The sequence below is a fragment of the Polynucleobacter sinensis genome, from assembly GCF_001595985.1.
GTDB lineage: Bacteria > Pseudomonadota > Gammaproteobacteria > Burkholderiales > Burkholderiaceae > Polynucleobacter > Polynucleobacter sinensis.
Genome location: NZ_LOJJ01000003.1, coordinates 187634 through 212310 on the forward strand (window position 1 = coordinate 187634; position 24677 = coordinate 212310).

A 24677-nucleotide genomic window follows, 5' to 3' on the forward strand; every position below is an offset into this window, starting at 1 on the left:
ATAGCGCATATGCAATTTTCTGAATCTTGGTTACGCCAATACGTCAATCCTTCCCTCGATAGCAATGCCTTAGGCCATGCAATGACTATGGCTGGTCTTGAGGTGGAAGAACAGCATTCAGTTGCACCTGCATTTACTAAGATTGTGGTGGCTCAGATTTTGTCGGCAGAGCAGCATCCTGATGCGGATCGTTTGCGTGTATGTAAAGTTGATGCTGGTACTGGCCAAGAGTTGCAAATTGTTTGTGGTGCGCCCAATGCGCGCGCGGGCATTAAGATTCCCTGTGCATTGGTAGGCGCGGAGTTACCCCCGGCAGAAGCTGGTGGCAAGCCTTTCATGATTAAGGTGGGTAAGTTGCGTGGAGTAGAGAGCCAAGGCATGTTGTGCTCTGGTCGCGAACTTGGACTCGGTGATGATCACGAGGGCATCTTAGAGTTACCCGCGGATGCACCAGTTGGACAAAACATTCGTCAGTATCTTGATCTAGACGATCAAATCTTTGTTATCAAATTAACGCCTAACAAAGCAGATTGCCTATCGCTTATCGGTATGGCTCGCGAGGTTTCGGCAATTACTGGTGCTAGCTTATGCGCACCCCAGTGGACTTCGGCGCCAGTATCTATTCAAGATAAGCTGAAGGTTAGCATTGAGAGTGCCGACCTGTGTGGTCGCTTTGCGGGTCGCGTGATTCGCGGTGTAAATCCCCAGGCAAAAACTCCGGATTGGATTGTGAGACGTTTGGCACGTGCTGGCCAACGTAGTATCTCGCCTTTAGTAGATTTATCAAACTATGTCATGCTAGAAATGGGTCAACCAACCCATGTATTTGATATCGATAAGTTGACTGGTGATTTATCGGTTCGCTGGGCTAAATCCGGTGAAACTCTTGAGCTGTTAAATGGACAGACGGTGACCTTGCAGGGTCCTGACACGGCCGGCAAGATTCAAGATGCGGGTGTGGTGGCGGATCAAACGGGTCCAGTTGCTTTAGCTGGAATCATGGGTGGCAATCACTGCGCTGTAAGTGATGACACAGAAAATATTTATGTGGAGGCGGCTTACTGGCAACCTTCCGCAATACAGGGACGTGCTCGCCGCTTTAATTTCAGTACTGATGCTGCGCATCGATTTGAGCGTGGTGTCGATCCTCAAAATACTGTTAACTGTTTAGAATATTTAACCGCTTTGATTGTTGAGGTTTGTGGTGGCCAAGTAGGCCCTATAGATGATCATGTTTTGGCCTTGCCCGAACGCAAGCCCGTGCGAATGAGGATGTCGCGTGCCATGAAGGTGATTGGCATCCAGTTGACCGGTGAAATTATCGCTGATGTATTTCAGCGTCTTGGATTTGAATTTAAGCACGAAGCTAATGACGTCTTTGTCGTCACGCCACCAAGCTATCGTTTTGATATTGAAATTGAAGAGGATTTAATTGAAGAAGTCGCACGTATGTACGGCTTTGAAAATATTCCTGATGTGCCACCAACCTCCTCTTTAAAGATGAGTGCAAAAGCTGAGGCAAAGCGTGGCATTCATCTATTGCGCCAACGTTTAGCTTTACAAGGTTACCAAGAGGCGGTGAATTTTGGTTTTACGGACCTTGAGAGTGAGCAGCGCTTAGCAGGTGTCACAGAAAAAGATGTGATCGCTGTTGTTAACCCAATTGCCAGTCAATACGGTGTTATGCGCAGTAATCTTTGGGGTGGACTTTTAGCTAACCTCAAATCCAATTTAAATCGTGGTGCAAGTCGCGTCCGCTTGTTTGAGGCAGGTCGTGTATTTAAGCGAGACGCTCATGTTCAAGAAGGACCCGGGGTAGTGGCTAGCTTTTATCAGCCGCAGAGAGTCGGCGGTTTAGCTTATGGCACATTTATTCCCGAGCAGTGGGCAAGTGTTACACGGGCTGTAGATTTCTTTGACGTAAAGGGCGATCTAGAGCGTGTACTGGATCCGCTGCATTTCACTACTGAAGCCGCAGTTCATCCTGCGTTACATCCAGGACGTAGCGCCCAAATTCAATTGCTAAGCTCTAGTGGTAAGCGTAATATTGGCTGGATTGGTGAATTACATCCAGCGCTTCAGCAAGTTTATGAATTACCGCAAGCGCCGGTGCTATTTGAGTTCGATCTGGAGGCTGTTCGTGAATTGGGCTTGCCTCAGCCTGAGGAGTTGAGTAAGTTTCCTGCAGTGCAACGTGACCTAGCAGTTGTAGTAAAGCAAAATGTTTCCGCTCAATCCTTGATGGATGCAATGGCATCAAGCAAACAGGCTTTAGTAAGGGCGGTGGAGCTTTTTGATGAGTTCAAGCCGAAGGCCGGTTCGAGTAGCATGGCTGACGATGAAAAGAGTTTGGCTTTCCGCGTTACTTTATTAAACCCCCAGGAAACATTGCAGGATGCCCAAATTGAAGCGGTTATGATGACCTTATTAGCCTCACTAGAGAAAAATTGCGCAGCTCGTCTGCGCTAGGTTTAGTATTAGAAACATATACAGTACGAAAAGAGCTTAGTAATGACTGAACTAGCGAACAATGACACCGTTACCAAAAACGAACTTTCAGAAGCACTTTTTGATCAGGTTGGCCTGAATAAGCGTGAAGCAAAGGACATGATTGATGCGTTCTTTGACCGTATTGGTAAATCCCTGGAATCGGGTGTTGAGGTAAAGATTTCTGGTTTTGGAAACTTTCAATTGCGTAATAAATCTGCACGTCCTGGTAGAAACCCAAAAACGGGCCAAATGATTCCGATTGCTGCTCGTCGTGTAGTTACTTTTCATGCTAGTCAAAAGCTCAAGGATGTAGTTGAGTCACATGCTCGAGAAAACCGTATTTGATACTGGGTCGGCGCTGCCTAGTTCGCAGCTCCCCCCAATTCCTGCTAAGCGCTATTTCACAATTGGTGAGGTCGCAGAACTTTGCGGTGTGCGTTCCCATGTTTTGCGTTACTGGGAGCAGGAGTTTACTCAGTTAAGTCCCCAGAAGCGTCGTGGTAACCGTCGCTACTATCAACATCATGAAGTCGTCTTAATTCGCAAGATTAGGGCGCTTTTATACGAAGAGGGCTTCACGATTAGCGGTGCCCGCAATCGCCTTGATGAGGCACGCGGCGAATTGCGTCTGCGTGATGAATTGCAGGCAGTTCTTCAAATTCTCTCTAAATAGATACTGCTACAATTTAGTCTCTTGTCGGGGCGTAGCGCAGCCTGGTAGCGTACATGCATGGGGTGCATGTGGTCGGAGGTTCAAATCCTCTCGCCCCGACCATCTTCTTCGGTGCGATGATCTTCTTTATCTCGGCCTTAATTCACGATGAAAATTTAATTCACAATCGTATCTACCCTCTGGGTGGTAGCTTACGGTGATCTCAAACGCATTTTTTTGGACATTTTGGTAACTTCTCACGATTCGAAGAGCGGAGGAGTTGCTCGGGACATCAAGTTCTTTTGCCATCTCCGCATCTAATTTTGTGAGGCTAATTTTGACTTTAGCACTCTCAACTCGCTCTCCATAAAGCGCTTCTATTTGCTCGTGTACTGGAATGCTAAAGTGCGATTTATGTTTAACGACATCAGAGTAGCGGGGCAGGATGTAAAAATCAGTCCAACATAAAGGTTGGGAGTTTCCATCAAGCCTTCTTAGTGCTCCGATCTTGAACCAAGGTGTGCCAATCGGGCAGTCTAGTAATTGCGACAGAATACGATCACTTACGACATGCTGTTGGAGAATGTTTTGACGAATTGTATTTTGTGGATAGCTAAATAGATGACGCAGATCGCCCGCCACATGGGCAAAAACAGTGGGCTCACTTGCAGCAATGACTTTGGTGCCAGCCCCGGGACGGCGGCTAATCAGCCCTTTCTCAATCAAAAGTTTGAGCGCATCTCGAATGGTATGGTGACTGGCCTTAAATTCTTCGCATAAATTCGCCTCCGTTGGAAGGTTGGTACCAAGCGGGTATTCTCCACTGACAATGCGGTCGGAGAGAGTAGTGCTAATTTTTTGATACAGCGTTTGTTTGAGACTCATTTATTGCAACTGGCTATTATCTTTAATCACTTTGGTCCACTTGGTGCTCATATTAGTCCGCCTTAATATTGCCGTCTTTTACAATCTTGCTTAAACGCTGCATTTCTTTTTGAAAGTAAATTTGACTTTCAGCAGGCGTTGTTAGATTCATCACATCACCTCCATCAGCAACCACTTTTTCCTTAAAGGAATTAGATGTAATGACTTGCTCAATAGTTTTGCTCAATTTACTCAGGATCGGTGCTGGCACTCCAGAGGGAGCCCATACTGCATAAACAATTGACATCTCATAGTCTTTTAGATTGCCAGCTTCGGCAATGGTAGGGACATCTGGTAAGAGCTTGGCCCTAGTGGAGCTGGTGGTTCCAAGGGCAACGAGTTTTCCGGCCTTAACGTGGGGTAGTGCTAATCCAAATGCTGAAAAACTCAGAGGTATCTGACCGCTGATAGTATCAGTAATTGCAGGCGCACCTCCTTTATATGGAACGTGTGTCATTTTTATTCCTGCTTGATTGGTAAAGAGTGCGCCCGCTAGATGACTTGCGCTGCCGTTACCAAAGCTTGCGTATGCAATTCCATCTGGATCCTTTTTTGCAAGGGCAATCAACTCATTAATGTTTTTTGGCGGAAAGCTGGTATTTGCAACAAGCAACATAGGTACTGAGCCAACAATAGCAATCGGAATAATATCTTTTTCTGTTGAATAAGGAGTCTTGCCATACATAGATGGATTGATTGCATGTGAGGTAACCGACTGAAACATCAGGGTGTAGCCATCTGCTGGGGATTTGGCAACCAAATCAGCGCCAATCATTCCGTTTGCGCCACCGCGATTTTCAACGACAACTTGTTGGCCTAAGAGGGTGGTCATTTGGGTTGCCAGCGCTCTTCCTAGGGTGTCTGCAAATCCACCCACAGGCCAAGTGATGACAAGTTTGACCGGTCTATTGGGGTATGAGTCAGCTTGGGCCCAGGCTACCGAGGATATAGAGCTTAGGATGGTAAGTCCTACTAAAAAAAACTTTAAATTTGTGAAGCTTTTCATTGTCTCTCCGCAGGTAATTTTTAAGGCTATTAAGAAACTATCTTTTTATTTTTTAATTCATTAATTTCATGTTCACTCAAATCGAGATACTGAGTTAAAACCTGCTCAGTGTGCTCTCCAAGAAGTGGGGGTGCGTATCGAATCGAGCTAGGGGTTTGATTCATCTTTAGAGGAGTGCCTAGTGTTTTGAATTTACCGATCTTTTTATGCTCAAGCTCAATTACCATCTCTTTTGCCTGCGCCTGCTCTGTAGCAAGCGCTTCTTTGACGGTATTCACCTGTCCTACTGGAATGCCATTCTTACGAAGCAGTGCGATGAGTTGGCTGCTTGAGAAATGAATTAATTCTTTTCTAATTAACCCTTCAATAGCGGATCGATTATTCACTCTTGCTGCGTTTGATTTAAATCTTTCATCCTCCGCCCACTCAGGATGCTGGAGGATTTCAGAGAGCTTTACAAATTGCTTATCGTTACCAACAGCAAGCGCGATGACGCCATCGCTACAAGTAAAAGTAGTGTAGGGCACAATCGTGGGGTGGCCATTGCCATAGCGTCCCGCATCTTTTCCAGTGGCTAGATGGCTATTCCCTACGTTGGCAAGAAGAGCAATCGAAGTATCAAATAAGGACACCTCTACAGCTTGGCCTTTTCCAGTTCTATAGCGCGCCAATAAGCCAGCTTGAATGGCATTAGCAGCCATCATTCCTGTGGCGAGGTCGACAATGGCAACGCCATACTTTGATGATTCACCATTGGGATCGCCTGTGATGCTCATTAATCCCGATTCAGCTTGCAAAATAAAATCGTAGCCCGGAAGTCCAGCTTGAGGGCCGGCGCTGCCATATCCGGTAATGGAACAGCGGACAACTAAAGGGGCATTTTTTTCAAACCATGCGGAATCAAACCCCCATTTTTCCAGCGTTCCACTTTTAAAGTTCTCAAGCAGTACATCAAACCTTGGAATGAGTGACGCTAAGAGCTCTCGACCTTCGGGTTGTGAAAAGTCAATCGTAATGCCACGCTTATTTCGATTGCACCCCAGAAAGTAGGCGGATTCGCCTTCAAGGAACGGCGGCCCCCATCCGCGAGTGTCGTCACCACCGTTAGGAGACTCTACTTTGATAACTTCAGCGCCTAAATCACCTAAAAACTGGCCGCACCAGGGTCCGGCCAGAACTCGGCTGAGATCTAACACTTTAAATCCTGCTAGTGCCCCAGTATTCACTGGCGAATTAGCGAGATTTTTTTCTTGCATACTCATTCCCATCAATATTAATCGCGCATATCTGGAGGTGCATTGAGGTTCTTGCGGAAGCCATCCATGTACTCTTCTAGAGCAGCTTTATTTTTTAAACGGAATTGTTGGAAATCTGGTTTGCGACCTTCTAAGAATGCATTCATTCCCTCGAGACTTTCCTCTGATCCCCAGACGTAAGCAAGTAGTTCCATGCCGTGTTGCCATGATGCATAGAGCTGATCAGATTCAAAATTCAAGCTCTTCTTAGTCATGCGAATAGTTTGTGAGCTATTGGACTTAATATTTTCACACCATGCTAATGTTTCAGTAAGGAGATCCTTTTCTGGAACGCATTTATTAATCAAACCAATTCTTTCGGCTTCTTTTGCTTCAAAGCGTTTGGCAAGAAAAATCATTTCGCGAGCAATGCGTTCGCCAACAATTCGAGGCAGGTATTGCGTCGCACCTACGGTAGGACATGCTCCAACCTTAGCGCCAGTTTGTCCAAACACCGATTTCTCTGAGCCAATCACTAGGTCGCACCAAAGTGCTAATTCATGACCTCCACCAACACACCATCCGTTTACCATGGCGATCACTGGAATTGGTATTCCGCGAATGGCCATTGCTAGCCCCAACATGCGATCATTCCACATCGAGCCATTAGTGAAGGTGAGGCGCTTCATTGCGTAAAAGTCACCACCTGCTGAGAAGGCTTTATCGCCTGCGCCGGTAAAGACTACGCATGCAATTGAAGGGTCTTCACGTGTTAACTTGACCGCATCAATCATCTCGTCCAAAGTTTGCTCGCGAAAGGCATTTAAGACTCTTGGGCGATTGATTGTGATCCAGGCAACCTGGTCCTTCACTTCAAAAAGGATATCCTTGTAGGGTTTTTCTGGTTTGAGGCTCATGCTATCTCCAATGGTTAGGTTATACAGATTATCCGAATAAAGTTTAAGAATTTATAATCTACTGGACTATCATAAGACCTAGTTATGTTTTTTTAACAATACTTTTTTTAAATATCCGAATAAATAGGAGAATATTTTTATGAACTTAGCTGATCCTAAGCCGGCTGGTGACCTTTCTACTGAATTTTTTGGGCTCAAAATTCCCTTTTTGGCCCATTTAGGTGTTGTGCCTGAATATGCGGAGGGTGGTAAGTCGCGGATCAGCCTCGTGGTGAGGCCAGAATTTGAGAATAGTTTTCAGATTGCCCATGGTGGGGTGGTGATGACACTGTTGGATTTTGCTATGGGCGCAGCTGCACGCAGCACAACCAACCAGCCTTTGGGTGCCATGACGATTGATATGAGTGTGAGCTTTTTGCGCCCAAGCGTTGGAAATATTGCTGTTGAGGGTACGGTTCTAAAGGCCGGAAAGACTGTGAATTATTGTGAGGCTGTAGTTCTAAATGAAGCGGGCGAAGTGACTGCTAAAGCCAGCGGTACTTTTATGCTAAGAAAATAAGATTGCTAGCGCAATAATATATATATTATTTATAACGATTATATTATTAATGTAACTATTATGTATATAAACCTCTAATTTATATGGTTTTTTGTTCATATTAAATATATTTACATAATCATAAATAAGCTAATATAATTCTCAGACGGGATAACCAGTTGTGGTTTTCTTATAAAACTAATATTCGGAGAAACTCATACATGTCTTCATATAAAGAGCTATTAGCGCAGCGCGAACAGCTGGACAAGCAGATTAAAGAAGCTATTCAGCGTGAAAAGGCTGATGGAATTGCCAAGGCAAAACTGATTATTGAGCAATATGATTTAACGGCTTCTGATCTATTTAGTCGTAAATCTGGTGCTCGCAGTGGCGGTGGTAAGGTGGCTCCAAAATACCGCAATCCTGCTACTGGTGAAACCTGGACAGGTCGCGGCAAAGCACCTAAATGGATCGAGGGTAGAGATCGCAGTAACTACTTGATATAAGTTATTGATTTAAATAAATTTTATTAGAAATAAGGCTGATGATTTAACCCATCAGCCTTATTTTTTTATCTTTATATTGCCGTTATTGAGTGCATTTTCTATTGAGGGCTTGAATGAAAACGGATTCCAGTAATTGGTGTCTATTTGCGTCACCAAGAATCAGTTCTGGGTCTGGATTGGTTGCTGGGTAGCCAATAATGAGAGGGTTTTGATCGATTAACCCCGTTTCTAGCTCCTTTTTTAGGGTTTGGGGGTGACCAGACCTGACGCCCAAGGTATTTTCATCTGCTAATCCCATCACACCCGGATGGAGTTTGATGAATTCTTCATCCACCAGTATCGGAATACGCTGTGTGTCCTTGTTTTTGCTCAAATAATGAATCAGATGCACTTGCTCTACTGGTGGAATCAGGGCATCCAAAAATATTAAATCTGGAGTAATGGAAACTGCCTTCATCAGCCCCTCGAGACTATCTACCGAAACTTCCATGTCAACTTTTAATTGCCAGGACTGGATAGATTCAATTAATTCATGGCTATTTTCAATTCTCCGGAATATACCCATAGCAATGCAATTTTGAGTTGATTTTTGACGCATGGCTCTTTTTCGGCGTGCTAACTGCTGATCTAGGGAGCTTGCTAGTATGCGCCGATGGCCGCCACGGGTTTTCCATGCAATTAACTCTCCCAATTCAACCATTTTTTGTACTGTTCCTAAAGAAACCTGTAACACCTTGGCGCTTTGTCTAGTGCTTAAATATTCCATTTCTGGAGTTATTGCTTTCATATTTTATTAATCCCATTAATTCATTTGAAGATTTAGAGAATACGAATCAATAATGAAGGAATCTGTCAGGAGCGGTTTAAATGAGGGTAGGAAAATTCTTATTCAGCCTCTAAATAGGGAAATACCCCCAACCCCCTATAAATCAGGGAAAGCCCTTTATGTGTCAAAGGGTAATCGTGTTAAATTAACGAGGTTGTAACAGTATTCGCACAGATCAATTCGTTAAGCGGTATAGCCGTAGAGCGAATGGTTTTAACCACAGTTTTTATTCGGGAAACCCGATGAAAGGTGAGCATCATGATGCAGGATCAAAGAGATAATTCCTATCTCTTCGGTGGAAACGCCCCTTACGTAGAGGAACTCTACGAATCTTACTTGCACGATCCGGCTTCCGTTGCCGATCATTGGCGAGACTATTTTGATAATGTGAAGCAAAAGCCTGCAGCCGACGGTTCTTCTCGAACCGACGTTGCCCATGGTCCTATTGTTGCTTCCTTTGCGGAGCGCGCAAAGCAGGGTCCGATTAGAACGGTTTCTGCGGATTCTGCGGATTCAGAAATGGGTCGCAAGCGCGTAGCTGTTCAGCAGTTAATTGCGGCATATCGCAACGTTGGTAATCGTTGGGCGGATATTGATCCGTTAAAGCGCAGTGAGCGTCCTGATATTCCTGAATTAGATCCAGCTTTCTATGGCTTTACTGATGGCGATATGGATATCGTCTTCAACACAAGCAATACCTTCTTTGGTAAGAATGAAATGAGCTTGCGTGATTTATTGCAAGCTCTGCGTGATACATACTGCGGCAAGATTGGTGCTGAGTACATGTATATCGCCGACCAGAAGATTAAAAAATGGTGGCAAGAAAAGTTAGAGTCGATTCGTTCGGCTCCAAGATTTAATGTTGATGAGAAGCGTCAAATCTTAGATCGCGTAACAGCGGCGGAAGGTTTGGAGCGCTATCTGCAAGCGAAATACGTTGGTCAAAAACGATTCTCACTAGAGGGTGGTGAAAGCTTCATTGCCTGTATGGATGAGTTGATTCGTGAGGCTGGTGCTAAAGGCGTTCAAGAGATTGTCATTGGCATGGCCCACCGTGGCCGTCTCAACGTGCTGGTAAATACTTTAGGCAAAATGCCTACAGATTTGTTTGCTGAGTTCGAGCACAAGGGCCCAGAGACATTGCCAGCAGGCGATGTGAAGTATCACCAAGGTTTCTCGAGTGATATTTCCACTCCGGCTGGTCCAGTTCATCTATCACTAGCATTCAATCCTTCCCACTTAGAGATTGTTAACCCTGTGGTTGAGGGTTCTGCGCGCGCTCGTATGGAGCGTCGCGGAGATATGTTGGGTGAGCAAGTGATGCCAGTGTTGGTTCATGGTGATGCGGCGATCGCAGGCCAGGGCGTGATGCAGGAAACTCTCGCGATGGCTGAGGTTCGCGGTTATTCCACAGGTGGAACAGTGCATATCGTGATTAATAATCAGATTGGATTTACCACCTCTGATCCACGCGATTTGCGTTCTAGCTTGTATTGCACCGACATCATGAAAGTGATTGATGCGCCGGTATTGCATGTCAATGGTGATGATCCTGAGGCGGTGGTATTGGCAACAAAATTGGCTGTGGAATTCCGCACTCAGTTCCATAAAGATGTGGCGGTGGATATCGTTTGCTTCCGTAAATTGGGTCACAACGAACAAGATACGCCAGCAATGACTCAGCCCTTGATGTACAAAATTATTGCAGCCCATCCTGGCACGCGTAAGTTGTACGCCGATAAGTTAGAAGCCCAAGGCGTATTGCCAGCAGGTACTGGCGACTTGATGGTCAAAGAATATCGTGCAGCCATGGATGCAGGTAAGCAGACATCCGACCCGGTTTTGAGTAACTTTAAGGGTAAGTTTGCAGTAGATTGGGCACCATTCTTAAATAAAAAATGGACCGATGAGGCCGATACAGCAATTCCATTAACAGAGTGGAAGCGCTTGGCTGAGAAGATCTCTACGATTCCTGATGACTTTAAAGCGCATCCACTGGTTGAGAAGGTCTATAAAGATCGTGCTGCCATGGGTCGCGGTGAAGCCAATATCGACTGGGGCATGGGGGAGCATATGGCTTTCGCATCCTTAGTAGCTAGTGGCTACCCAGTGCGCCTATCTGGTGAGGATAGCGGTCGCGGTACATTTACCCACCGTCATGCTGTTCTGCATAACCAAAATCGCGAAAAATGGGATACCGGAACTTATGTGGCGCTTCAGCACGTTACTAAAGATCAGGCACCATTTACTGTCATTGACTCCATTCTTTCCGAAGAAGCGGTTCTTGGCTTTGAGTATGGCTACGCAGCAGCAGAGCCAAATACTTTGACTATTTGGGAAGCGCAGTTTGGCGACTTTGCCAACGGTGCTCAAGTAGTTATCGACCAATTTATTGCTTCAGGCGAAGTGAAGTGGGGTCGCGCAAATGGTTTAGTCATGATGTTGCCTCATGGTTATGAGGGTCAAGGCCCAGAGCATTCATCTGCACGCTTAGAGCGCTTCATGCAGTTATGCGCCGACACCAATATGCAGGTGATTCAACCAACTACAGCATCGCAAATCTTCCACGTCTTGCGTCGCCAAATGATTCGTCAGTTCCGCAAACCCCTGATTTTGATGACTCCAAAATCATTGTTGCGTAACAAGGAAGCTGCTTCACCGTTGACTGAGTTTACTAAGGGTGGATTCCAAACCATTCTGCCTGAGCGTGATGAAACCATTGATGCGAAAAAGGTGACCCGACTTTTGATGTGCTCTGGTAAGGTCTATTACGACTTAGCTAAAACTCGTACTGAGAAGAAGCAGGACGAAGTTGCAATCATTCGCTTGGAGCAGTTGTATCCATTCCCGCATAAAGCTTTGGCTGCTGAGTTGAAGAAGTATCCAAATCTTGAAGAGATTGTGTGGTGTCAGGACGAACCACAAAATCAAGGCGCTTGGTTCTTTGTTCAGCACAATATTTTGGAGAACATGACTGAGGGAATGAAGTTGGGATATGCCGGACGTCCTGCATCAGCTTCGCCCGCTTGTGGATATGCCCATCTTCACCAGGAACAATTGAAATCTCTTTTGACAGCAGCATTTGCAAAACTCAAGGGTTATGTCATTACGAAGTAATCGTAGACATCGCTCATATACAAACATTAAATAGGATTAATCATGGCTATTTTTGAAGTTAAAGTTCCTCAGCTCTCTGAGTCAGTAGCAGAAGCTACTTTGTTGCAATGGAAGAAGAAAGTCGGAGATGCTGTTGGTCAAGACGAGATCTTGATTGAAATTGAAACAGACAAAGTGGTATTGGAGGTTCCAGCGCCTTCTGCTGGTGTATTGACAGAAATTGTTGTTGCTGACGGTGGCACTGTTGTTGCAGAGCAGTTGATTGCAAAAATTGATAGCACTGCGGTTGCTTCTGCTGCACCTTCTGCAACCGCGCCAGCACCGGCTGCTGCTCCTGCTGCCGTAGCGACTCCAGCTGCCGCTTCTGCTAAATCATCCGGGGCTTCTGCAGCACCTTCTGCTGCTAAAATTCTTGCGGAAAATAATATCAGCGCTGGTCAAGTTGCCGGCTCTGGCCGTGATGGTCGTGTTACCAAGGGAGATGCGTTGAATGCTGTTGCTGGTGGCGCAAAATCTGCTCTACCAAGCGCACCAATTCCTACTGGTGATCGCCCAGAAGAGCGCGTACCAATGAGCCGTTTGCGTGCACGTATTGCTGAACGCTTGCTTGAATCCCAGGCTAACAATGCCATCTTGACTACATTCAATGAAGTCAATATGGCCCCAGTAATTGCGATGCGCAATAAGTACAAAGATCAGTTTGAGAAAGTTCACGGTGTGAAGTTGGGCTTTATGTCTTTCTTTGTTAAGGCAGCAACTCATGCATTAAAGAAATTCCCATTGTTAAATGCTTCCGTTGATGGCAATGACATCGTGTATCACGGTTATTTTGATATCGGTATCGCAGTGAGTTCGCCACGTGGTTTAGTGGTACCTATTTTGCGCGATGTTGATCAAATGAATTTAGCTGATATCGAGAAGAAGATTGCAGAGTTTGGCGTGAAAGCGCGCGAAGGCAAGTTATCTATTGAAGAGTTGACTGGTGGCACCTTCTCCATCTCTAACGGTGGTGTATTTGGATCTATGCTTTCTACTCCAATTATTAATCCTCCGCAGTCTGCAATCTTGGGTATTCATGCAACTAAAGAACGTGCAGTAGTGGAAAACGGTCAGGTTGTCGTTCGCCCAATTAACTATCTTGCATTGTCTTATGACCATCGCATTATTGATGGTCGTGAAGCTGTGCTTGGTTTGGTTGCTATGAAGGATGCTTTGGAAGATCCTTCACGTCTCCTTCTTGATTTGTAAGAGGGATAGTCATGAGTCAATCATTTGATGTATTGGTTATTGGTGGTGGCCCCGGTGGCTACATCGCCGCTATTCGTGCTGCGCAATTGGGCTTTAAGGTAGCTTGCGCTGAATCGAATGCTTACGATGATCCAAAGGGTGAACCACGCCTAGGCGGCACTTGCTTAAATGTAGGCTGCATTCCTTCCAAAGCCTTGCTGGCCTCTTCTGAAGAGTTTGAAAAGATTAGTCATCATGTGGCTGATCATGGCATTACCGTTGGTTCGGTGAAGTTGGATTCTGGAAAGATGATCGCTCGTAAAGATGCGATTGTTACCAAGATGACTGCGGGTATTCAATTCTTATTCCGCAAAAACAAAATCACTTTATTAAAGGGTCACGCTTCATTTGAAGGTAAGGGCGCTGATGGCTATCAGGTCAAAATTGATGGCAAAGATAAAGAGACTGTTACTGCGAAGAATGTGATTATTGCTACTGGCTCTAAGGCTCGTCATTTGCCGAACATTCCTGTTGATAACGTTCTGATTAGCGATAACGAAGGCGGTCTTAAATTTGACTCCATTCCTAAGAAGCTTGGCGTGATTGGCGCGGGTGTGATTGGCTTGGAATTGGGCTCTGTGTGGCGTCGTGTCGGTTCTGATGTCACTATTCTTGAAGCTCTGCCAACTTTCTTGGGTGCTTGTGATCAAGGCATCGCAAAAGAAGCCCAGAAGATTTTTACGAAGCAGGGCCTAAAGCTCAATATGGGCGTGAAGATCGGTGAAGTGAAGGCCGATAAAAAGGGTGTTGTTGTTAACTACACCGATAGCGAAGGTAAGGCTCAGAAGCTTGAGTGTGATCGCTTAATTGTTTCTGTCGGTCGCGTTCCAAATACTGAGAAATTAGGTCTAGATAAGATTGGTTTGAAAGTAGATGAGCGTGGCTTCATTCCAATTGATGACCATACTTGCGCAACCGCTGCTCCTGGGGTCTATGCGGTAGGTGACGTCGTGCGTGGACCTATGTTGGCGCATAAAGCTGAAGACGAAGGCGTGTTGGTTGCTGAAGTTATCGCTGGCCAAAAACCTCATATCGATTACAACTGCATTCCTTGGGTTATCTACACTGATCCTGAAATTGCTTGGGTTGGTAAAACCGAACAGCAACTCAAAGAGGCTGGTATTGCTTATAAAGCGGGCCAGTTCCCATTTGCCGCTAACGGTCGTGCTCTAGGTATGGATCGTGCCGATGGTTTCGTAAAGGTATTTGCAGATGCTAAGACCGATGAAATCCTGGGTGTTCATATTATTGGACCAAATGCTTCTGATTTAATTGCTGAAGCTGCTGTAGCGATGGAGTTCAAAGCGGCAGCTGAAGATATTGCTCGTATCTGTCATCCGCATCCAAGCTTGTCTGAAGTGATGCGCGAAGCCGCTTTAGCGACAGATTCACGCGCATTAAATATGTAATTGAAAGCATTAGAGTATTACCATCAAGAGTTAAAGGCGCGCGGGTATCAAAGTGATCCCGCGCAGCTTGCTGCCATCGAGCGCTTGCAGCGTTGTGAAGATGAGTGGATTGCCTACAAAAAAATTCGCAGTAGTGGATTAAAAAAGAAACTCTTTAAGCCGAAGTTGCCTCGCGGTGTTTATCTTTGGGGCGGAGTAGGTAGAGGCAAATCATTTCTCATGGACTGCTTTTATGCGGCCTCACCTTTAGAGAAAAAAATTCGTATTCACTTTCACGAGTTCATGCGTGAAGTTCATCGCGAGCTTCATGAGCTATCCGGCTTAGCCGATCCATTAGATGAATTGTCCAAAAGAATTGCTAAGCGCTATCGACTGATTTGTTTTGATGAGTTTCATATCAATGACATTGCTGATGCGATGATTTTGTATCGCCTCCTCAGCGCCCTGTTCGAGGATCGCGTGCAGTTTGTGATGACCTCCAACTATCAGCCAAGTACGCTTTATCCAAATGGCTTACATCGCGATCGTTTGCTACCTGCGATTAAGTTGCTAGAAGACAAGCTTGATGTGATGAACGTGGATGCTGGTAATGATTACCGTCGAGTGCAGATGGCCCAAGTGGAGGCTTATCTCACCCCTTTAACTGCTGAAACACATGTAACCCTCATGCAAATGTTTCAAACGCTGATTGGCAATCAAAAGGAAACTTCTAGGCCTGTCCTTCGAATTGAGTCTCGCGAACTCAGGCCGCTTCATATGGCCGAAGGGGTCGTTTGGTTTGACTTTCAGACCCTGTGTTGTGGTCCTCGGTCACAAAACGACTATTTGGAGATTGCCAACCAGTTTCATACGGTCATTCTGTCGGGGGTGCCTTACATGCCCCCCAAAATGACCAATGAGGCCCGTCGCTTTATTTGGTTAATTGATGTTTTATATGACCATAAGATCAAATTGATCATTTCAGCGGAGGTTCCTGCCACGGAGCTCTATACAGAGGGCCAAATTACCGGGGAATTCTCCAGAACGGTCTCCCGCCTCATAGAAATGCAGTCCCGCGACTATTTAGATGCTCCCCGTCGAGTGATTGACACCAGCTTGACCTAAAATAGGGTCATGTCTAGCAATTCCAGCATAAATGCTGATCTTCACTGCCATTCTGTCGTCTCCGACGGGACTTTAAGTCCTGAGGAGTTGGCTGAACGTGCGCATGCTAACGGGGTTCATCTTTGGGCGTTGACTGACCATGATGAGTTAGGCGGCCAGTCGCGTGCGAAGGGTGCTGCCGAAGCCTTGGGAATGAACTATCTCTCTGGGGTTGAGATTTCAGTCACTTGGATGGGGCAAACCATCCATATAGTCGGGCTTGGGATTGACGCTACCCATTCTGGGATTTTGGAGGGTTTGCGCCAAACTCGTGCAGGCCGCGGCAATCGTGCCAAATTAATGGCAGATCAATTACTCAGGGCTGGGATTCCAGGTGCTTATGAAGGCGCCCTGCATTTTGCCGGTAACCATGAGTTGATTTCGAGAACTCACTTCGCACGCTATTTAGTGGAGCAGGGCGTTTGCCGGGATACCGACCATGTTTTCAAAAACTATTTGGTTGAAGATAAGCCAGGTTATGTTCCACATTCGTGGGCTACCCTGGATGATGCCGTAGCTTGGATTAAAGGTGCTGGTGGTGTTGCTGTGATTGCTCATCCAGGGCGCTACAAGCTTAATGCCATGCAGATGGATGAGTTATATAAACACTTCAAGGAAATCGGTGGCGTGGCGATCGAAGTGATCACCGGAAGTCATAGTCCAAATCAATATCAGACTTATGGCAAGATTGCACAGCACTATGGATTTTTAGCTTCCCGAGGATCTGATTTTCATGATCCAGGTGAAAGTTATACCGATCTCGGAACTTTGCCGCATTTGCCCGAGCATTTAACACCGGTGTGGTCACTTTTTCATTAACCTTTTTTACTCTTAAATAATAAAGATCAAGATGTTTGCTGAACGCGTTCTCTCTGGCATGCGACCAACTGGTAGTTTGCACCTAGGCCATTACCATGGTGTTCTTAAGAATTGGGTTCGCTTGCAGTCCGAATACCCTTGCTTCTTTTTTGTGGCGGACTGGCATGCGCTAACAACCCACTACGAGACGCCTGATGTGATCGAGCGATCTGTCTGGGATATGGTGATTGATTGGCTTGCTTGTGGAGTGGATCCCAATCAAGCAACGCTGTTTATTCAGAGCAAGGTTCCTGAGCATGCAGAGCTGTTTTTATTGCTTTCTATGGGTACGCCATTGGGTTGGTTAGAACGTGTTCCCACCTATAAGGATCAAATTGAAAAGCTCAAAGAGAAAGATTTGCAGACCTTTGGTTTCTTAGGTTATCCATTGCTCCAGGCCGCTGATATTTTGATCTACCGCGCTCAATTTGTCCCTGTTGGTGAAGATCAAGTTCCCCATGTGGAGATGACTCGTGAGGTGGCGCGGCGCTTTAATTATTTGTATGGTCGCGAGCCCGGTTTTGAAGAGAAAGCTTTGGAAGCTGTCAAAAAACTTGGGAGCAAGCGCGCCAAGATGTATGCGGAACTGCGGATCGCATTTCAGGAGCGCGGTGATGATGAAGCTTTGGAGCAGGCCAAGGCCTTGCTTCAAGAGGCGCAAAGTCTCTCAATGGCGGATCGCGAAAGATTGTTTGGTTTTCTAGAGGGTGCGCGCAAAATTATTCTGCCAGAGCCGCAAGCTTTGCTTACTGCTGCTTCTCGGATGCCTGGTATTGATGGTCAAAAAATGTCTAAGTCTTATGGCAATACGATCAGCATTCGTGAAAAGCCTGAGGAAGTCATGCGCTCAATTCGCACTATGCCTACCGATCCAGCTCGAGTGCGTAGAACGGATGCCGGCGATCCATCCCGTTGCCCAGTTTGGCAGTTGCATACGGTTTATTCAAATGAAGAGACAAAAACCTGGGTTCAAAAAGAATGCAAGTCGGCAGGCATTGGTTGTTTGGAATGTAAGCAGCCCGTGATTGATGCCATTTTGGCAGAGCAGCAGCCGATGTTTGAGCGTGCCCAAAAATACTTAGATGACCCAAGTCTTTTGCGCTCTATCATCGCAGATGGTTGCGATAAAGCGCGCAAGGTTGCTCAAGAGACCATGCGTGAAGTGCGTGAGTCCATGGGTTTGGCATACGATTAACCACGGACAAAACTTGCCGCATATGTCTGGTGTGACATCTGATGCTTCGCCTTGGGTGCATCGTTTTGCTCAAGCCATACCCAAAGAGGGGCTTGTCCTAGATATGGCCTGCGGTAGCGGTAGACATTCTGTTTTGCTGGCTAGCTTAGGGCACTCGGTGTTGGCGGTTGATCGTGATATTGCTGCCCTGCAAAATCTACAAGATCCACTAATTCAAGTTGAAAAGTACGATCTAGAGGGATCGGATTGGCCCCTCCATGACCTGCAACTTGCTGGCATTGTGGTGACCAACTACCTGTATCGACCTTATTTGGCTTTTTTGCCAAAAATGCTGATTGAGGGCGGTGTATTGATTTACGAAACCTTTGCTGATGGTAATGCTCAATTTGGCAAGCCATCTAACCCCGATTTTCTATTAAAACCCGGTGAATTGCTCACTTTGGCCCAAGAATCCAAGCTGAAGGTGCTGGCCTACGAGGATATTTACCTCGACCAACCCAAACCGGCTATGGTTCAGCGCATTTGCGCTGTAAAAGGCCATTTAAAAGGGCGCATTCCGTTACAATTTCAAGGTTAATACAGCTAAAAATCGGTGCATATTCGGTGACAAATAAAGCTCAATCCTACGGTAGTAAAAAGCCCATCGCTGGCAGTATGCCGGCTATCGTCACCCCAATGTTTGAAGATGGCAGCCTGGACTTTCCAGCATTACGCTCTTTATTGGATTGGCATGTTGCTGAGGGCTCTGATGGGATTGTGATTGTAGGCACTAGCGGTGAGTCCCCAACGGTTTCCGTTGAAGAGCATTGCGAACTCGTTAAAGCTACGGTTGATCATATTGCTGGACGCATTCCAGTAATCGCCGGTACTGGTGGAAATTCAACTACCGAGGCAATTGAACTCACTCAGTTTGCCAAATCAGTTGGTGCTGACGCGAGTCTTCAAGTGGTGCCTTACTACAACAAACCGACTCAAGAGGGAATGTATGCCCATTTCAAGAAAATTGCGGAGTCGGTTGATCTCCCAGTGATTCTTTATAACGTTCCTGGCAGAACCGTTGCGGATTTGGCTGGCGAAACAGTTGTCCGTTTAGCCGGAGTTCCAGGCGTGATTGGAATTAAAGATGCGACTGGTAGTATCGAACGCGGTACTTTATTGCTTGCTGATCTGAAGCGTGCCGGCCATGCAGACTTTTCTGTGTTTTCTGGTGACGACTTAAGCGCCGCCATGCTGATGCTTATGGGTGGTAAGGGCAATATTTCGGTTACCGCAAACATCGCGCCTCGCCTGATGCATGATTTATGTCAAGCTGCTATGTCAGATGATGTGGTGAGGACGCGTGCAATTCAATATCAATTACTGGCTGTTCATAAGGCCATGTTTACCGAGGCAAATCCAATACCAGTGAAATGGGCCCTTCATGAAATGGGAAAAATTACTGCTGGAATTCGTTTACCTTTAACCCCTTTGAGCGTTGCTTTGCGTGAACCTTTAAAGATAGCAATGAAACAGGCCGGCTTACTATGATGAATTTGATGCAACTCTTGCGGCAGCATAGCGCTACTGTACTTATTCTTGCTATGGCAACTACATCCCTTGTTGCATGCAAGTCGGTTACCACAAGTGATACCGTTGATTACAAGAGTGCAGGTGCAGTTCGCGGTCCAAACTTGGCTTACCCCCCTGACTTAATTACGGCCCAGGCCGACCGTCGTTACATTGTTCAGGATGGCTCGGCGACGATGTCTGAGTACAACGCCGCTGTGAAAAAATCTGTTCAGGCGCGCAAAAATGTGATGACAGGCATTCCTGGCATGCGTATCGCTCGTGACGGAGAACGTCGATGGTTGGTTGTGGAAAAGCCAGCCCCAGAGTTATATCCTCAGATTAAAGATTTCTGGCAAGAGAATGGTTTCTTATTGGTGATCGATTCACCATCTACCGGGATTATGGAGACTGACTGGGCCGAGAACCGCGCTAAGATTTCTCAAGACTTCATTCGAACACTTGTTGGTGGTGCGCTTGATTCGATCTACGATACTGGCGAGCGCGATAAGTACAAAACTCGTTTGGAAGTTTCTAAGCCAGGTGAAACCGAGATTTATATTACCCAGCGGGGCGCAATTGAAAAATGTACTACCGATAATTCTGGCGCATGTATTTCTACTATTTGGACACCACGTCCGAATGATCCAGAGTTAGAGGCGGTGTTTTTGGCGCGCTTGATGGAGCGCCTAGGGATGACTCAAGAGCAGGCCAAGGCTCAAGTTGCAGTACCTTTGGGCCCCAAGACTCCTAAAGCGAAGTTGGTTCAAGAGGGCGTGAATACTGCGCACATTGAGATGGCTGCTGGATTTGATCGCTCTTGGCGTGATGTTGGTCTTGCGCTGGATCGCTCAAACTTCACTGTCGAAGATCGCAATCGCTCAAACGGTATTTACTACGTACGCTTTGTGAATCCCAAAGACTTGGGTGACACCAAAGGTTTCTTCTCCAATCTCTTTAGTAGCAAAGATGAATCCGGTTTAAAGGCTAAGAAATATTTAGTAGTGGTTAAATCCTCTAGCGAGAATGCATCGAACGTATATGTCCAAAATGCGGATGGTAAACCAGAGAATACTGCCGCCGGCTTGCAACTCCTTACCTTGCTTACAGAGCAGTTGGCGCGTTAAGTTTCCGGGTAAGCTATTTTTAGCCAATAAAAAAGCCGCTTTTCAGCGGCTTTTTTTCTTCAAGGAGAAGATTACTTCTTAGCGTCAGCAGCAGGAGCAGCTGGAGCAGCAGGTGCAGCAGCAGGAGCGTCAGCAGCTGGAGCAGCAGCAGGAGCAGCAGGAGCAGCTTCTACAGGTTTTGCTTCTTCTTTTTTACCGCAAGCGGCCAAGGCGATTGCCAACATTGCTACTAGTGCGAGTGACTTCTTCATTTGTAATTTCCTCTTAAAAAATTATCATTAGTTACCGGTAATAAATGCATGGATTGCACAGGGAAACCCTTAGGTACTTTCCAGCAATGATTATAGCCATCTCCCAGCTCAGGGTTGGAAAACGATCCAACCGGCCATATATGCCTGATAAAGACTATTTTCAGGGTCGATTTTGCCTTGCTTCATAGTCCTGAGTGAGTGTTTCCTGGCAAGGGAGTTCCAGGCGGTCTGGGTATCCTTGCTCTGGCCTGTGGTCATATTCTCACCATTGCAAAAGACGGTCTTTCCAGTGGCGAGAAGGCGTGTTTGAGGATGCGGGATCAGGACGCCTTTCGTGATAGCGGCCTGAAATTGCAGGGGAGATTGAATGGGTTCTGGACCATTAAAAATGGCTTGTGGCTTGGGTTCACTCAGATAAGCGGCAATTCCAGGTAAAAAGCTTTCCACTCGATCAAGGTGTAGTCCCTGCAGCTTTTGAGTAAGCTGCTGAACCATTTCATCTGGCAGTTGCTCTGGGCTATTGGTGGCAACCTGTTTTGGGTCGGCAAAGCGCTCTTCTAGCTCTGGAATAGTTTCTAAATGTTCTGCCAGGCGCCATAAACCTTCTTGTAGCAATTCCTTGTAGCTTTGGGCTCTAAAGCCTACAGACCAGGTTTGACATCCTGGATCAAGTGCGATGCCATCATGCGCTACGTGAGGGGGTAAGTAGAGCATATCGCCTGGCTCCAAATCCCACTCATGCTCAGCCTGAAAGTGCTGCAATATTTTTAGGGGGAGCTTTGGATTTAGGCTCAAATCGGTTTGCTTCGAAATACGCCAGCGCCTGCGACCCGACATCTGAATCAAAAAGACATCGTATGAGTCAAAGTGGGGGCCAACGCCACCGCCCGGTCCTGCAATGCTAATCATCAAATCATCTAATCGGGCATCGGGTATAAAACGGAACCAGGAAATTACCTTTGCCGCGGCGGGATGCCTTGCTTCCATACCCTGCAATAACAGTGTCCAGTCTTGGGCATTTAAAGCGGGAATGGTTTTTTTCTTAAAGGGACCGGATGTAAGACTCCAGGGTTTTGCTTTAATCAGTCTTGATTCGACATTTTCATCATTGGCTATAGCAAATAATTCAGCCGCTGAAATCGCACTTCCCAGGGGTTCGCCTAATTGCTTCGCCAAGCTAAAGGCAGGGATGGCGCCACGCACTAATAGAGGCTTCTTATGCCAATAGGATTTCATGAACTCTGTGGGGCTGCGATTGCCTAATAAAGCCCAGGGGAGGTCCAGAGGAAGGTTTTCGGGGGCGTGCGGTGGCTTGTAAGGCTTGCTCAAGTAAAATGAGTTCATATGAGTAAAAAGACTGTTTTAAACAATGTTGAATGAATTACGCATGAAGATCGAAAAAAATACCGTTGTATCCCTACGCTATAAGTTAACTGATGCGCAAAATAACATTATCGAGGAACCAGATTCTCCGATGGTATACCTGCACGGTGGGTATGAGGGAACTTTTCCTAAGATTGAGACATTGTTAGACGGTCAAGATATTGGATACGAAGCTAGCATTCAGCTCGAACCCAATGAGGCGTTTGGTGAATACGATCCTGAGTTGCTCAAAATTGAACCTCGCGCGCGTTTTCCTGAGCCGCTTGAAGTAGGTATGCAATTTGAGGGCGTGCCCGATGCAGATTCAGAAGATGGCGGTCATGTCTCTGATGTAGATGATGAGCCTTTAATTTATACCGTTACTGACGTTGCTGATAGTCAAGTAGTGTTAGATGGCAATCATCCTCTTGCGGGAATGGCATTGCGTTTTTGGGTTCAAGTCGAGGACGTGCGAGCTGCGACTGATGAGGAAATTGAAAATCGCCATCCTGAAGGTGCCGAAAGTTTTACCTTTGGCATGCCTGATGATATGGACGCGGATGAAGATTCTGAGGATGATTTCCCCGGGGATCAATCAAGATCAGGTGGCGCTTCACCGACGCTGCATTAATTCCAATAAGAGAGTAAAGAAAAGGGCGCTGAGTGCGCCCTTATCGTTGATAGCTTTATCGTTTACTCTTTTAGCCATTCCTTGAGAGCGCCTAGATCGCGCTTCGTATCACTTGCAGCACCGCTTGATTCCTCGCTAATCCCGGAGGTATTGGTAAGTTTCGCAAGCGCTTTTTCAAGTGATGCAATTTTGGCTTCTTGCTCTAAAGTCGCATCAATTAAACCTTTTAAAGCCATTGAGACAGGGTCATCGACATTTGGTGTAACGCCATATGCAGAGAAATATTCCTTTGCTTTACTGTCAGGCTTGGTCGCTTGAGGCAAATCTGGGTGCAAGATACGCGCTGGTATACCAACAGCTGTAGCGCCAGGCGGAATTTCTTTTAGTACCACCGCATTTGATCCTACTCTTGCGCCATCACCAACGGTAAATCCACCAAGAACTTTTGCTCCTGCGCTAATTACAACGCCTTTACCTAGGGTGGGGTGACGCTTAACACCTTTATACAGAGAGGTGCCACCTAAAGTGACGCCTTGATAGATAGTGCAGTCATCCCCAATTTCGGTGGTTTCTCCAATCACTATTCCTAGCCCGTGATCTAAAAAAACACGACGTCCAATTTTTGCGCCAGGATGAATTTCAATACCGGTAATCCAGCGCGAAACCATCGAAAGTAGTCGAGCAATCCATTTGAGACCTAAATTCCATAAACCATGTGATGCACGATGAATCCAAACAGCGTGCAAGCCTGGATAGCAGGTGATGACCTCTAGGCGATTTCTAGCGGCAGGGTCGCGGACAATGATGGAATCGACTTGGTCGAAAAGCGAATTAAACATACAGCGATTTTAACGGCAAAGCCTCAAAATGATTATTTGAGAAGCATCTGCTTTGCAATTCCCCGCAGGAGATCGATTTCTTCTTGATGCAGGCGGCTTCTAGCAAATAGGGCCTCTAGACGGGGCATGAGTTTCTTGGGGTTAGCTGGATCCAAGTAGCCTATGGCCTCAAGACCATGGCGCCAGTGTTCAAGCATGGCGGCTACTGCTACAGGATCAGCATAGGCTGCTACATCGCTGAGCGCTTTCTCATTGCCATCGGCTAAAGCCTCTCTGAGGGTGTAGGCGCAAACCATGATCGCTTGAGCAAGGTTCAGGGAGGGGTAAGCAGGGTTGGCATCTAGCCAAACACGGTGAGTGCACAGAGAGAGGTGCTTGTTATCTAGTCCAGTACGTTCCGGCCCAAAGAGCAGGGATACTGTTTGTCCACCATTTACTGCTGCTTTAATAAGACCTCTAGCATCGACCCAGTCAAGGGCTGGGGGGCCAAACTCACGGTCGCGACTGGTTAGGCCTAGCACTAGAGGGCTGCCTTGAACAGCCCCCGCCAAAGAGCTTGATTCCTGGCTAGACTCAAGGATATCGACTGCGCCACTTGCTAAAGCGACTGCTTCAGCTTGTTGGGCAATGCCCCTAACTTTGGGGTTAATGAGGCGCAGATCGCTAAAACCCATCGTTTTGAGGGCGCGGGCTGCCGAACCCACATTGCCTGGATGGCTAGTTTCAATAAGTACCCAGCGCAATCGCTGGGCTTGTTCTGCATTCATGGCGGCTAGCTTAGTAAGCGTTTAGAGAAGTAATCGTTTAGAATCAAGGTAT

General features: G+C 46.4%; 23 protein-coding genes, 1 tRNA gene and 1 pseudogene. 16 read left to right on the forward strand and 9 right to left on the reverse strand.

Going from position 1 to position 24677, the window contains the following annotated elements:
• Window positions 1–9: 9 nt before the first annotated feature.
• From pheT to AOB49_RS04685, 4 genes and pseudogenes are all read left to right on the forward strand, one after another.
• Window positions 10–2469, forward strand: a complete 2460-nt coding sequence (gene pheT, locus AOB49_RS04670; protein ID WP_062308542.1) for a phenylalanine--tRNA ligase subunit beta — start codon at window positions 10–12, stop codon at window positions 2467–2469.
• A 42-nt stretch (window positions 2470–2511) separates the two neighbouring features.
• Complete coding sequence (locus AOB49_RS04675; protein WP_062308544.1) at window positions 2512–2835, forward strand: integration host factor subunit alpha; 324 nt, start codon at window positions 2512–2514, stop codon at window positions 2833–2835.
• A pseudogene (locus AOB49_RS04680) lies at window positions 2813–3127 on the forward strand (MerR family transcriptional regulator); the annotation flags it as partial. The gene AOB49_RS04675 and the pseudogene AOB49_RS04680, both read left to right, overlap by 23 nt.
• Window positions 3128–3188: 61 nt before the next feature.
• Window positions 3189–3265, forward strand: a tRNA-Pro gene (locus AOB49_RS04685).
• Window positions 3266–3289: 24 nt separating this feature from the next.
• Here the strand turns inward: AOB49_RS04685 and AOB49_RS04690 are convergent.
• Genes AOB49_RS04690 through AOB49_RS04705 form a run of 4 tightly spaced genes read right to left on the reverse strand, consistent with a single transcriptional unit; the run spans window position 3290 to window position 7224 of the window.
• Entirely contained in the window at window positions 3290–4027 is a 738-nt protein-coding gene (locus AOB49_RS04690; RefSeq protein WP_062308547.1) for a GntR family transcriptional regulator, read from the reverse strand.
• Between the two features lie 52 nt (window positions 4028–4079).
• On the reverse strand, window positions 4080–5072 hold the full coding sequence (locus AOB49_RS04695) for a Bug family tripartite tricarboxylate transporter substrate binding protein (RefSeq protein WP_062308549.1): 993 nt from the start codon (window positions 5070–5072) through the stop codon (window positions 4080–4082).
• Window positions 5073–5101: 29 nt separating this feature from the next.
• Window positions 5102–6334, reverse strand: a complete 1233-nt coding sequence (locus tag AOB49_RS04700) for a CaiB/BaiF CoA transferase family protein (RefSeq protein WP_216634646.1) — start codon at window positions 6332–6334, stop codon at window positions 5102–5104.
• An 11-nt stretch (window positions 6335–6345) separates the two neighbouring features.
• On the reverse strand, window positions 6346–7224 hold the full coding sequence (locus tag AOB49_RS04705; RefSeq protein ID WP_062308551.1) for an enoyl-CoA hydratase-related protein: 879 nt from the start codon (window positions 7222–7224) through the stop codon (window positions 6346–6348).
• Window positions 7225–7363: 139 nt separating this feature from the next.
• Here AOB49_RS04705 and AOB49_RS04710 point away from each other — a divergent pair, with 139 nt between their 5' ends.
• Together AOB49_RS04710 and AOB49_RS04715 are read left to right on the forward strand one after the other, a co-directional pair.
• Complete coding sequence (locus AOB49_RS04710; protein ID WP_062308553.1) at window positions 7364–7783, forward strand: PaaI family thioesterase; 420 nt, start codon at window positions 7364–7366, stop codon at window positions 7781–7783.
• 200 nt (window positions 7784–7983) lie between these two features.
• Entirely contained in the window at window positions 7984–8268 is a 285-nt protein-coding gene (locus AOB49_RS04715; RefSeq protein WP_062308555.1) for an H-NS histone family protein, read from the forward strand.
• 82 nt (window positions 8269–8350) lie between these two features.
• On the opposite strand, the gene AOB49_RS04720 is transcribed toward AOB49_RS04715, so the two are convergent.
• Window positions 8351–9055, reverse strand: a complete 705-nt coding sequence (locus AOB49_RS04720; protein WP_062308556.1) for an excisionase family DNA-binding protein — start codon at window positions 9053–9055, stop codon at window positions 8351–8353.
• A gap of 297 nt (window positions 9056–9352) precedes the next feature.
• Here AOB49_RS04720 and AOB49_RS04725 point away from each other — a divergent pair, with 297 nt between their 5' ends.
• The 9 genes from AOB49_RS04725 (at window position 9353) to bamC (ending at window position 20775) form a co-directional block, all read left to right on the forward strand.
• Window positions 9353–12211, forward strand: coding sequence for a 2-oxoglutarate dehydrogenase E1 component (locus AOB49_RS04725; RefSeq protein WP_062308558.1), 2859 nt, complete (start codon window positions 9353–9355; stop codon window positions 12209–12211).
• 42 nt (window positions 12212–12253) lie between these two features.
• Window positions 12254–13459: a 2-oxoglutarate dehydrogenase complex dihydrolipoyllysine-residue succinyltransferase gene (gene odhB, locus AOB49_RS04730; protein ID WP_062308559.1), complete on the forward strand. Its 1206-nt coding sequence runs from the start codon at window positions 12254–12256 to the stop codon at window positions 13457–13459.
• An 11-nt stretch (window positions 13460–13470) separates the two neighbouring features.
• Window positions 13471–14907 (forward strand): dihydrolipoyl dehydrogenase, encoded by a 1437-nt coding sequence (gene lpdA / locus AOB49_RS04735; RefSeq protein WP_062308561.1) that lies wholly within the window; start codon window positions 13471–13473, stop codon window positions 14905–14907.
• Window positions 14908–16011 (forward strand): cell division protein ZapE, encoded by a 1104-nt coding sequence (gene zapE, locus AOB49_RS04740; protein WP_062308563.1) that lies wholly within the window; start codon window positions 14908–14910, stop codon window positions 16009–16011.
• Between the two features lie 9 nt (window positions 16012–16020).
• Window positions 16021–16869 (forward strand): 3',5'-nucleoside bisphosphate phosphatase, encoded by an 849-nt coding sequence (locus AOB49_RS04745; RefSeq protein ID WP_062308565.1) that lies wholly within the window; start codon window positions 16021–16023, stop codon window positions 16867–16869.
• A 31-nt stretch (window positions 16870–16900) separates the two neighbouring features.
• Window positions 16901–18103, forward strand: coding sequence for a tryptophan--tRNA ligase (locus tag AOB49_RS04750; RefSeq protein ID WP_062308567.1), 1203 nt, complete (start codon window positions 16901–16903; stop codon window positions 18101–18103).
• A complete protein-coding gene (locus AOB49_RS04755) occupies window positions 18075–18680 on the forward strand; it encodes a class I SAM-dependent methyltransferase (protein WP_342667198.1) in 606 nt (201 codons plus the stop codon). Before AOB49_RS04750 ends, AOB49_RS04755 begins: the two co-directional genes overlap by 29 nt.
• 77 nt (window positions 18681–18757) lie before the next feature.
• Window positions 18758–19630, forward strand: coding sequence for a 4-hydroxy-tetrahydrodipicolinate synthase (gene dapA, locus AOB49_RS04760; protein WP_062308571.1), 873 nt, complete (start codon window positions 18758–18760; stop codon window positions 19628–19630).
• Window positions 19627–20775, forward strand: a complete 1149-nt coding sequence (gene bamC, locus AOB49_RS04765; RefSeq protein ID WP_082784061.1) for an outer membrane protein assembly factor BamC — start codon at window positions 19627–19629, stop codon at window positions 20773–20775. The genes dapA and bamC overlap by 4 nt, the downstream gene beginning before the upstream one ends.
• Window positions 20776–20846: 71 nt before the next feature.
• Here the strand turns inward: bamC and AOB49_RS04770 are convergent, their stop codons facing one another.
• Window positions 20847–21026 carry a hypothetical protein gene (locus AOB49_RS04770; protein ID WP_062308574.1) on the reverse strand — a complete coding sequence of 60 codons (180 nt, stop codon included), beginning with the start codon at window positions 21024–21026 and terminating at the stop codon, window positions 20847–20849.
• A 108-nt stretch (window positions 21027–21134) separates the two neighbouring features.
• Window positions 21135–22370, reverse strand: a complete 1236-nt coding sequence (locus tag AOB49_RS04775; RefSeq protein WP_062308575.1) for a cupin domain-containing protein — start codon at window positions 22368–22370, stop codon at window positions 21135–21137.
• Between the two features lie 43 nt (window positions 22371–22413).
• Between AOB49_RS04775 and AOB49_RS04780 the strand changes: the two genes are divergently transcribed.
• Complete coding sequence (locus AOB49_RS04780) at window positions 22414–23019, forward strand: FKBP-type peptidyl-prolyl cis-trans isomerase (RefSeq protein ID WP_062309315.1); 606 nt, start codon at window positions 22414–22416, stop codon at window positions 23017–23019.
• 62 nt (window positions 23020–23081) lie between these two features.
• On the opposite strand, the gene cysE is transcribed toward AOB49_RS04780, so the two are convergent.
• Together cysE and AOB49_RS04790 are read right to left on the reverse strand one after the other, a co-directional pair.
• The gene (cysE, locus tag AOB49_RS04785; RefSeq protein WP_062308577.1) at window positions 23082–23858 is read right to left on the reverse strand and encodes a serine O-acetyltransferase; all 777 of its coding nucleotides are present in this window, start codon (window positions 23856–23858) and stop codon (window positions 23082–23084) included.
• 32 nt (window positions 23859–23890) lie between these two features.
• Window positions 23891–24625, reverse strand: coding sequence for an RNA methyltransferase (locus tag AOB49_RS04790; RefSeq protein ID WP_062308579.1), 735 nt, complete (start codon window positions 24623–24625; stop codon window positions 23891–23893).
• Between the last annotated feature and the right edge of the window lie 52 nt (window positions 24626–24677).

What these genes read in the sequence shown, in the direction of transcription:
- pheT (WP_062308542.1), top strand. Translation starts at nt 10, where the DNA reads ATGCAATTTTCTGAATCTTGGTTACGCCAATACGTCAATCCTTCCCTC.
- AOB49_RS04675 (WP_062308544.1), top strand. Translation starts at nt 2,512, where the DNA reads ATGACTGAACTAGCGAACAATGACACCGTTACCAAAAACGAACTTTCA.
- AOB49_RS04690 (WP_062308547.1), bottom strand. Translation starts at nt 4,027, where the DNA reads ATGAGTCTCAAACAAACGCTGTATCAAAAAATTAGCACTACTCTCTCC.
- AOB49_RS04695 (WP_062308549.1), bottom strand. Translation starts at nt 5,072, where the DNA reads ATGAAAAGCTTCACAAATTTAAAGTTTTTTTTAGTAGGACTTACCATC.
- AOB49_RS04700 (WP_216634646.1), bottom strand. Translation starts at nt 6,334, where the DNA reads ATGAGTATGCAAGAAAAAAATCTCGCTAATTCGCCAGTGAATACTGGG.
- AOB49_RS04705 (WP_062308551.1), bottom strand. Translation starts at nt 7,224, where the DNA reads ATGAGCCTCAAACCAGAAAAACCCTACAAGGATATCCTTTTTGAAGTG.
- AOB49_RS04710 (WP_062308553.1), top strand. Translation starts at nt 7,364, where the DNA reads ATGAACTTAGCTGATCCTAAGCCGGCTGGTGACCTTTCTACTGAATTT.
- AOB49_RS04715 (WP_062308555.1), top strand. Translation starts at nt 7,984, where the DNA reads ATGTCTTCATATAAAGAGCTATTAGCGCAGCGCGAACAGCTGGACAAG.
- AOB49_RS04720 (WP_062308556.1), bottom strand. Translation starts at nt 9,055, where the DNA reads ATGAAAGCAATAACTCCAGAAATGGAATATTTAAGCACTAGACAAAGC.
- AOB49_RS04725 (WP_062308558.1), top strand. Translation starts at nt 9,353, where the DNA reads ATGATGCAGGATCAAAGAGATAATTCCTATCTCTTCGGTGGAAACGCC.
- odhB (WP_062308559.1), top strand. Translation starts at nt 12,254, where the DNA reads ATGGCTATTTTTGAAGTTAAAGTTCCTCAGCTCTCTGAGTCAGTAGCA.
- lpdA (WP_062308561.1), top strand. Translation starts at nt 13,471, where the DNA reads ATGAGTCAATCATTTGATGTATTGGTTATTGGTGGTGGCCCCGGTGGC.
- AOB49_RS04745 (WP_062308565.1), top strand. Translation starts at nt 16,021, where the DNA reads ATGTCTAGCAATTCCAGCATAAATGCTGATCTTCACTGCCATTCTGTC.
- AOB49_RS04750 (WP_062308567.1), top strand. Translation starts at nt 16,901, where the DNA reads ATGTTTGCTGAACGCGTTCTCTCTGGCATGCGACCAACTGGTAGTTTG.
- dapA (WP_062308571.1), top strand. Translation starts at nt 18,758, where the DNA reads ATGCCGGCTATCGTCACCCCAATGTTTGAAGATGGCAGCCTGGACTTT.
- bamC (WP_082784061.1), top strand. Translation starts at nt 19,627, where the DNA reads ATGATGAATTTGATGCAACTCTTGCGGCAGCATAGCGCTACTGTACTT.
- AOB49_RS04770 (WP_062308574.1), bottom strand. Translation starts at nt 21,026, where the DNA reads ATGAAGAAGTCACTCGCACTAGTAGCAATGTTGGCAATCGCCTTGGCC.
- AOB49_RS04775 (WP_062308575.1), bottom strand. Translation starts at nt 22,370, where the DNA reads ATGAACTCATTTTACTTGAGCAAGCCTTACAAGCCACCGCACGCCCCC.
- AOB49_RS04780 (WP_062309315.1), top strand. Translation starts at nt 22,414, where the DNA reads ATGAAGATCGAAAAAAATACCGTTGTATCCCTACGCTATAAGTTAACT.
- cysE (WP_062308577.1), bottom strand. Translation starts at nt 23,858, where the DNA reads ATGTTTAATTCGCTTTTCGACCAAGTCGATTCCATCATTGTCCGCGAC.
- AOB49_RS04790 (WP_062308579.1), bottom strand. Translation starts at nt 24,625, where the DNA reads ATGAATGCAGAACAAGCCCAGCGATTGCGCTGGGTACTTATTGAAACT.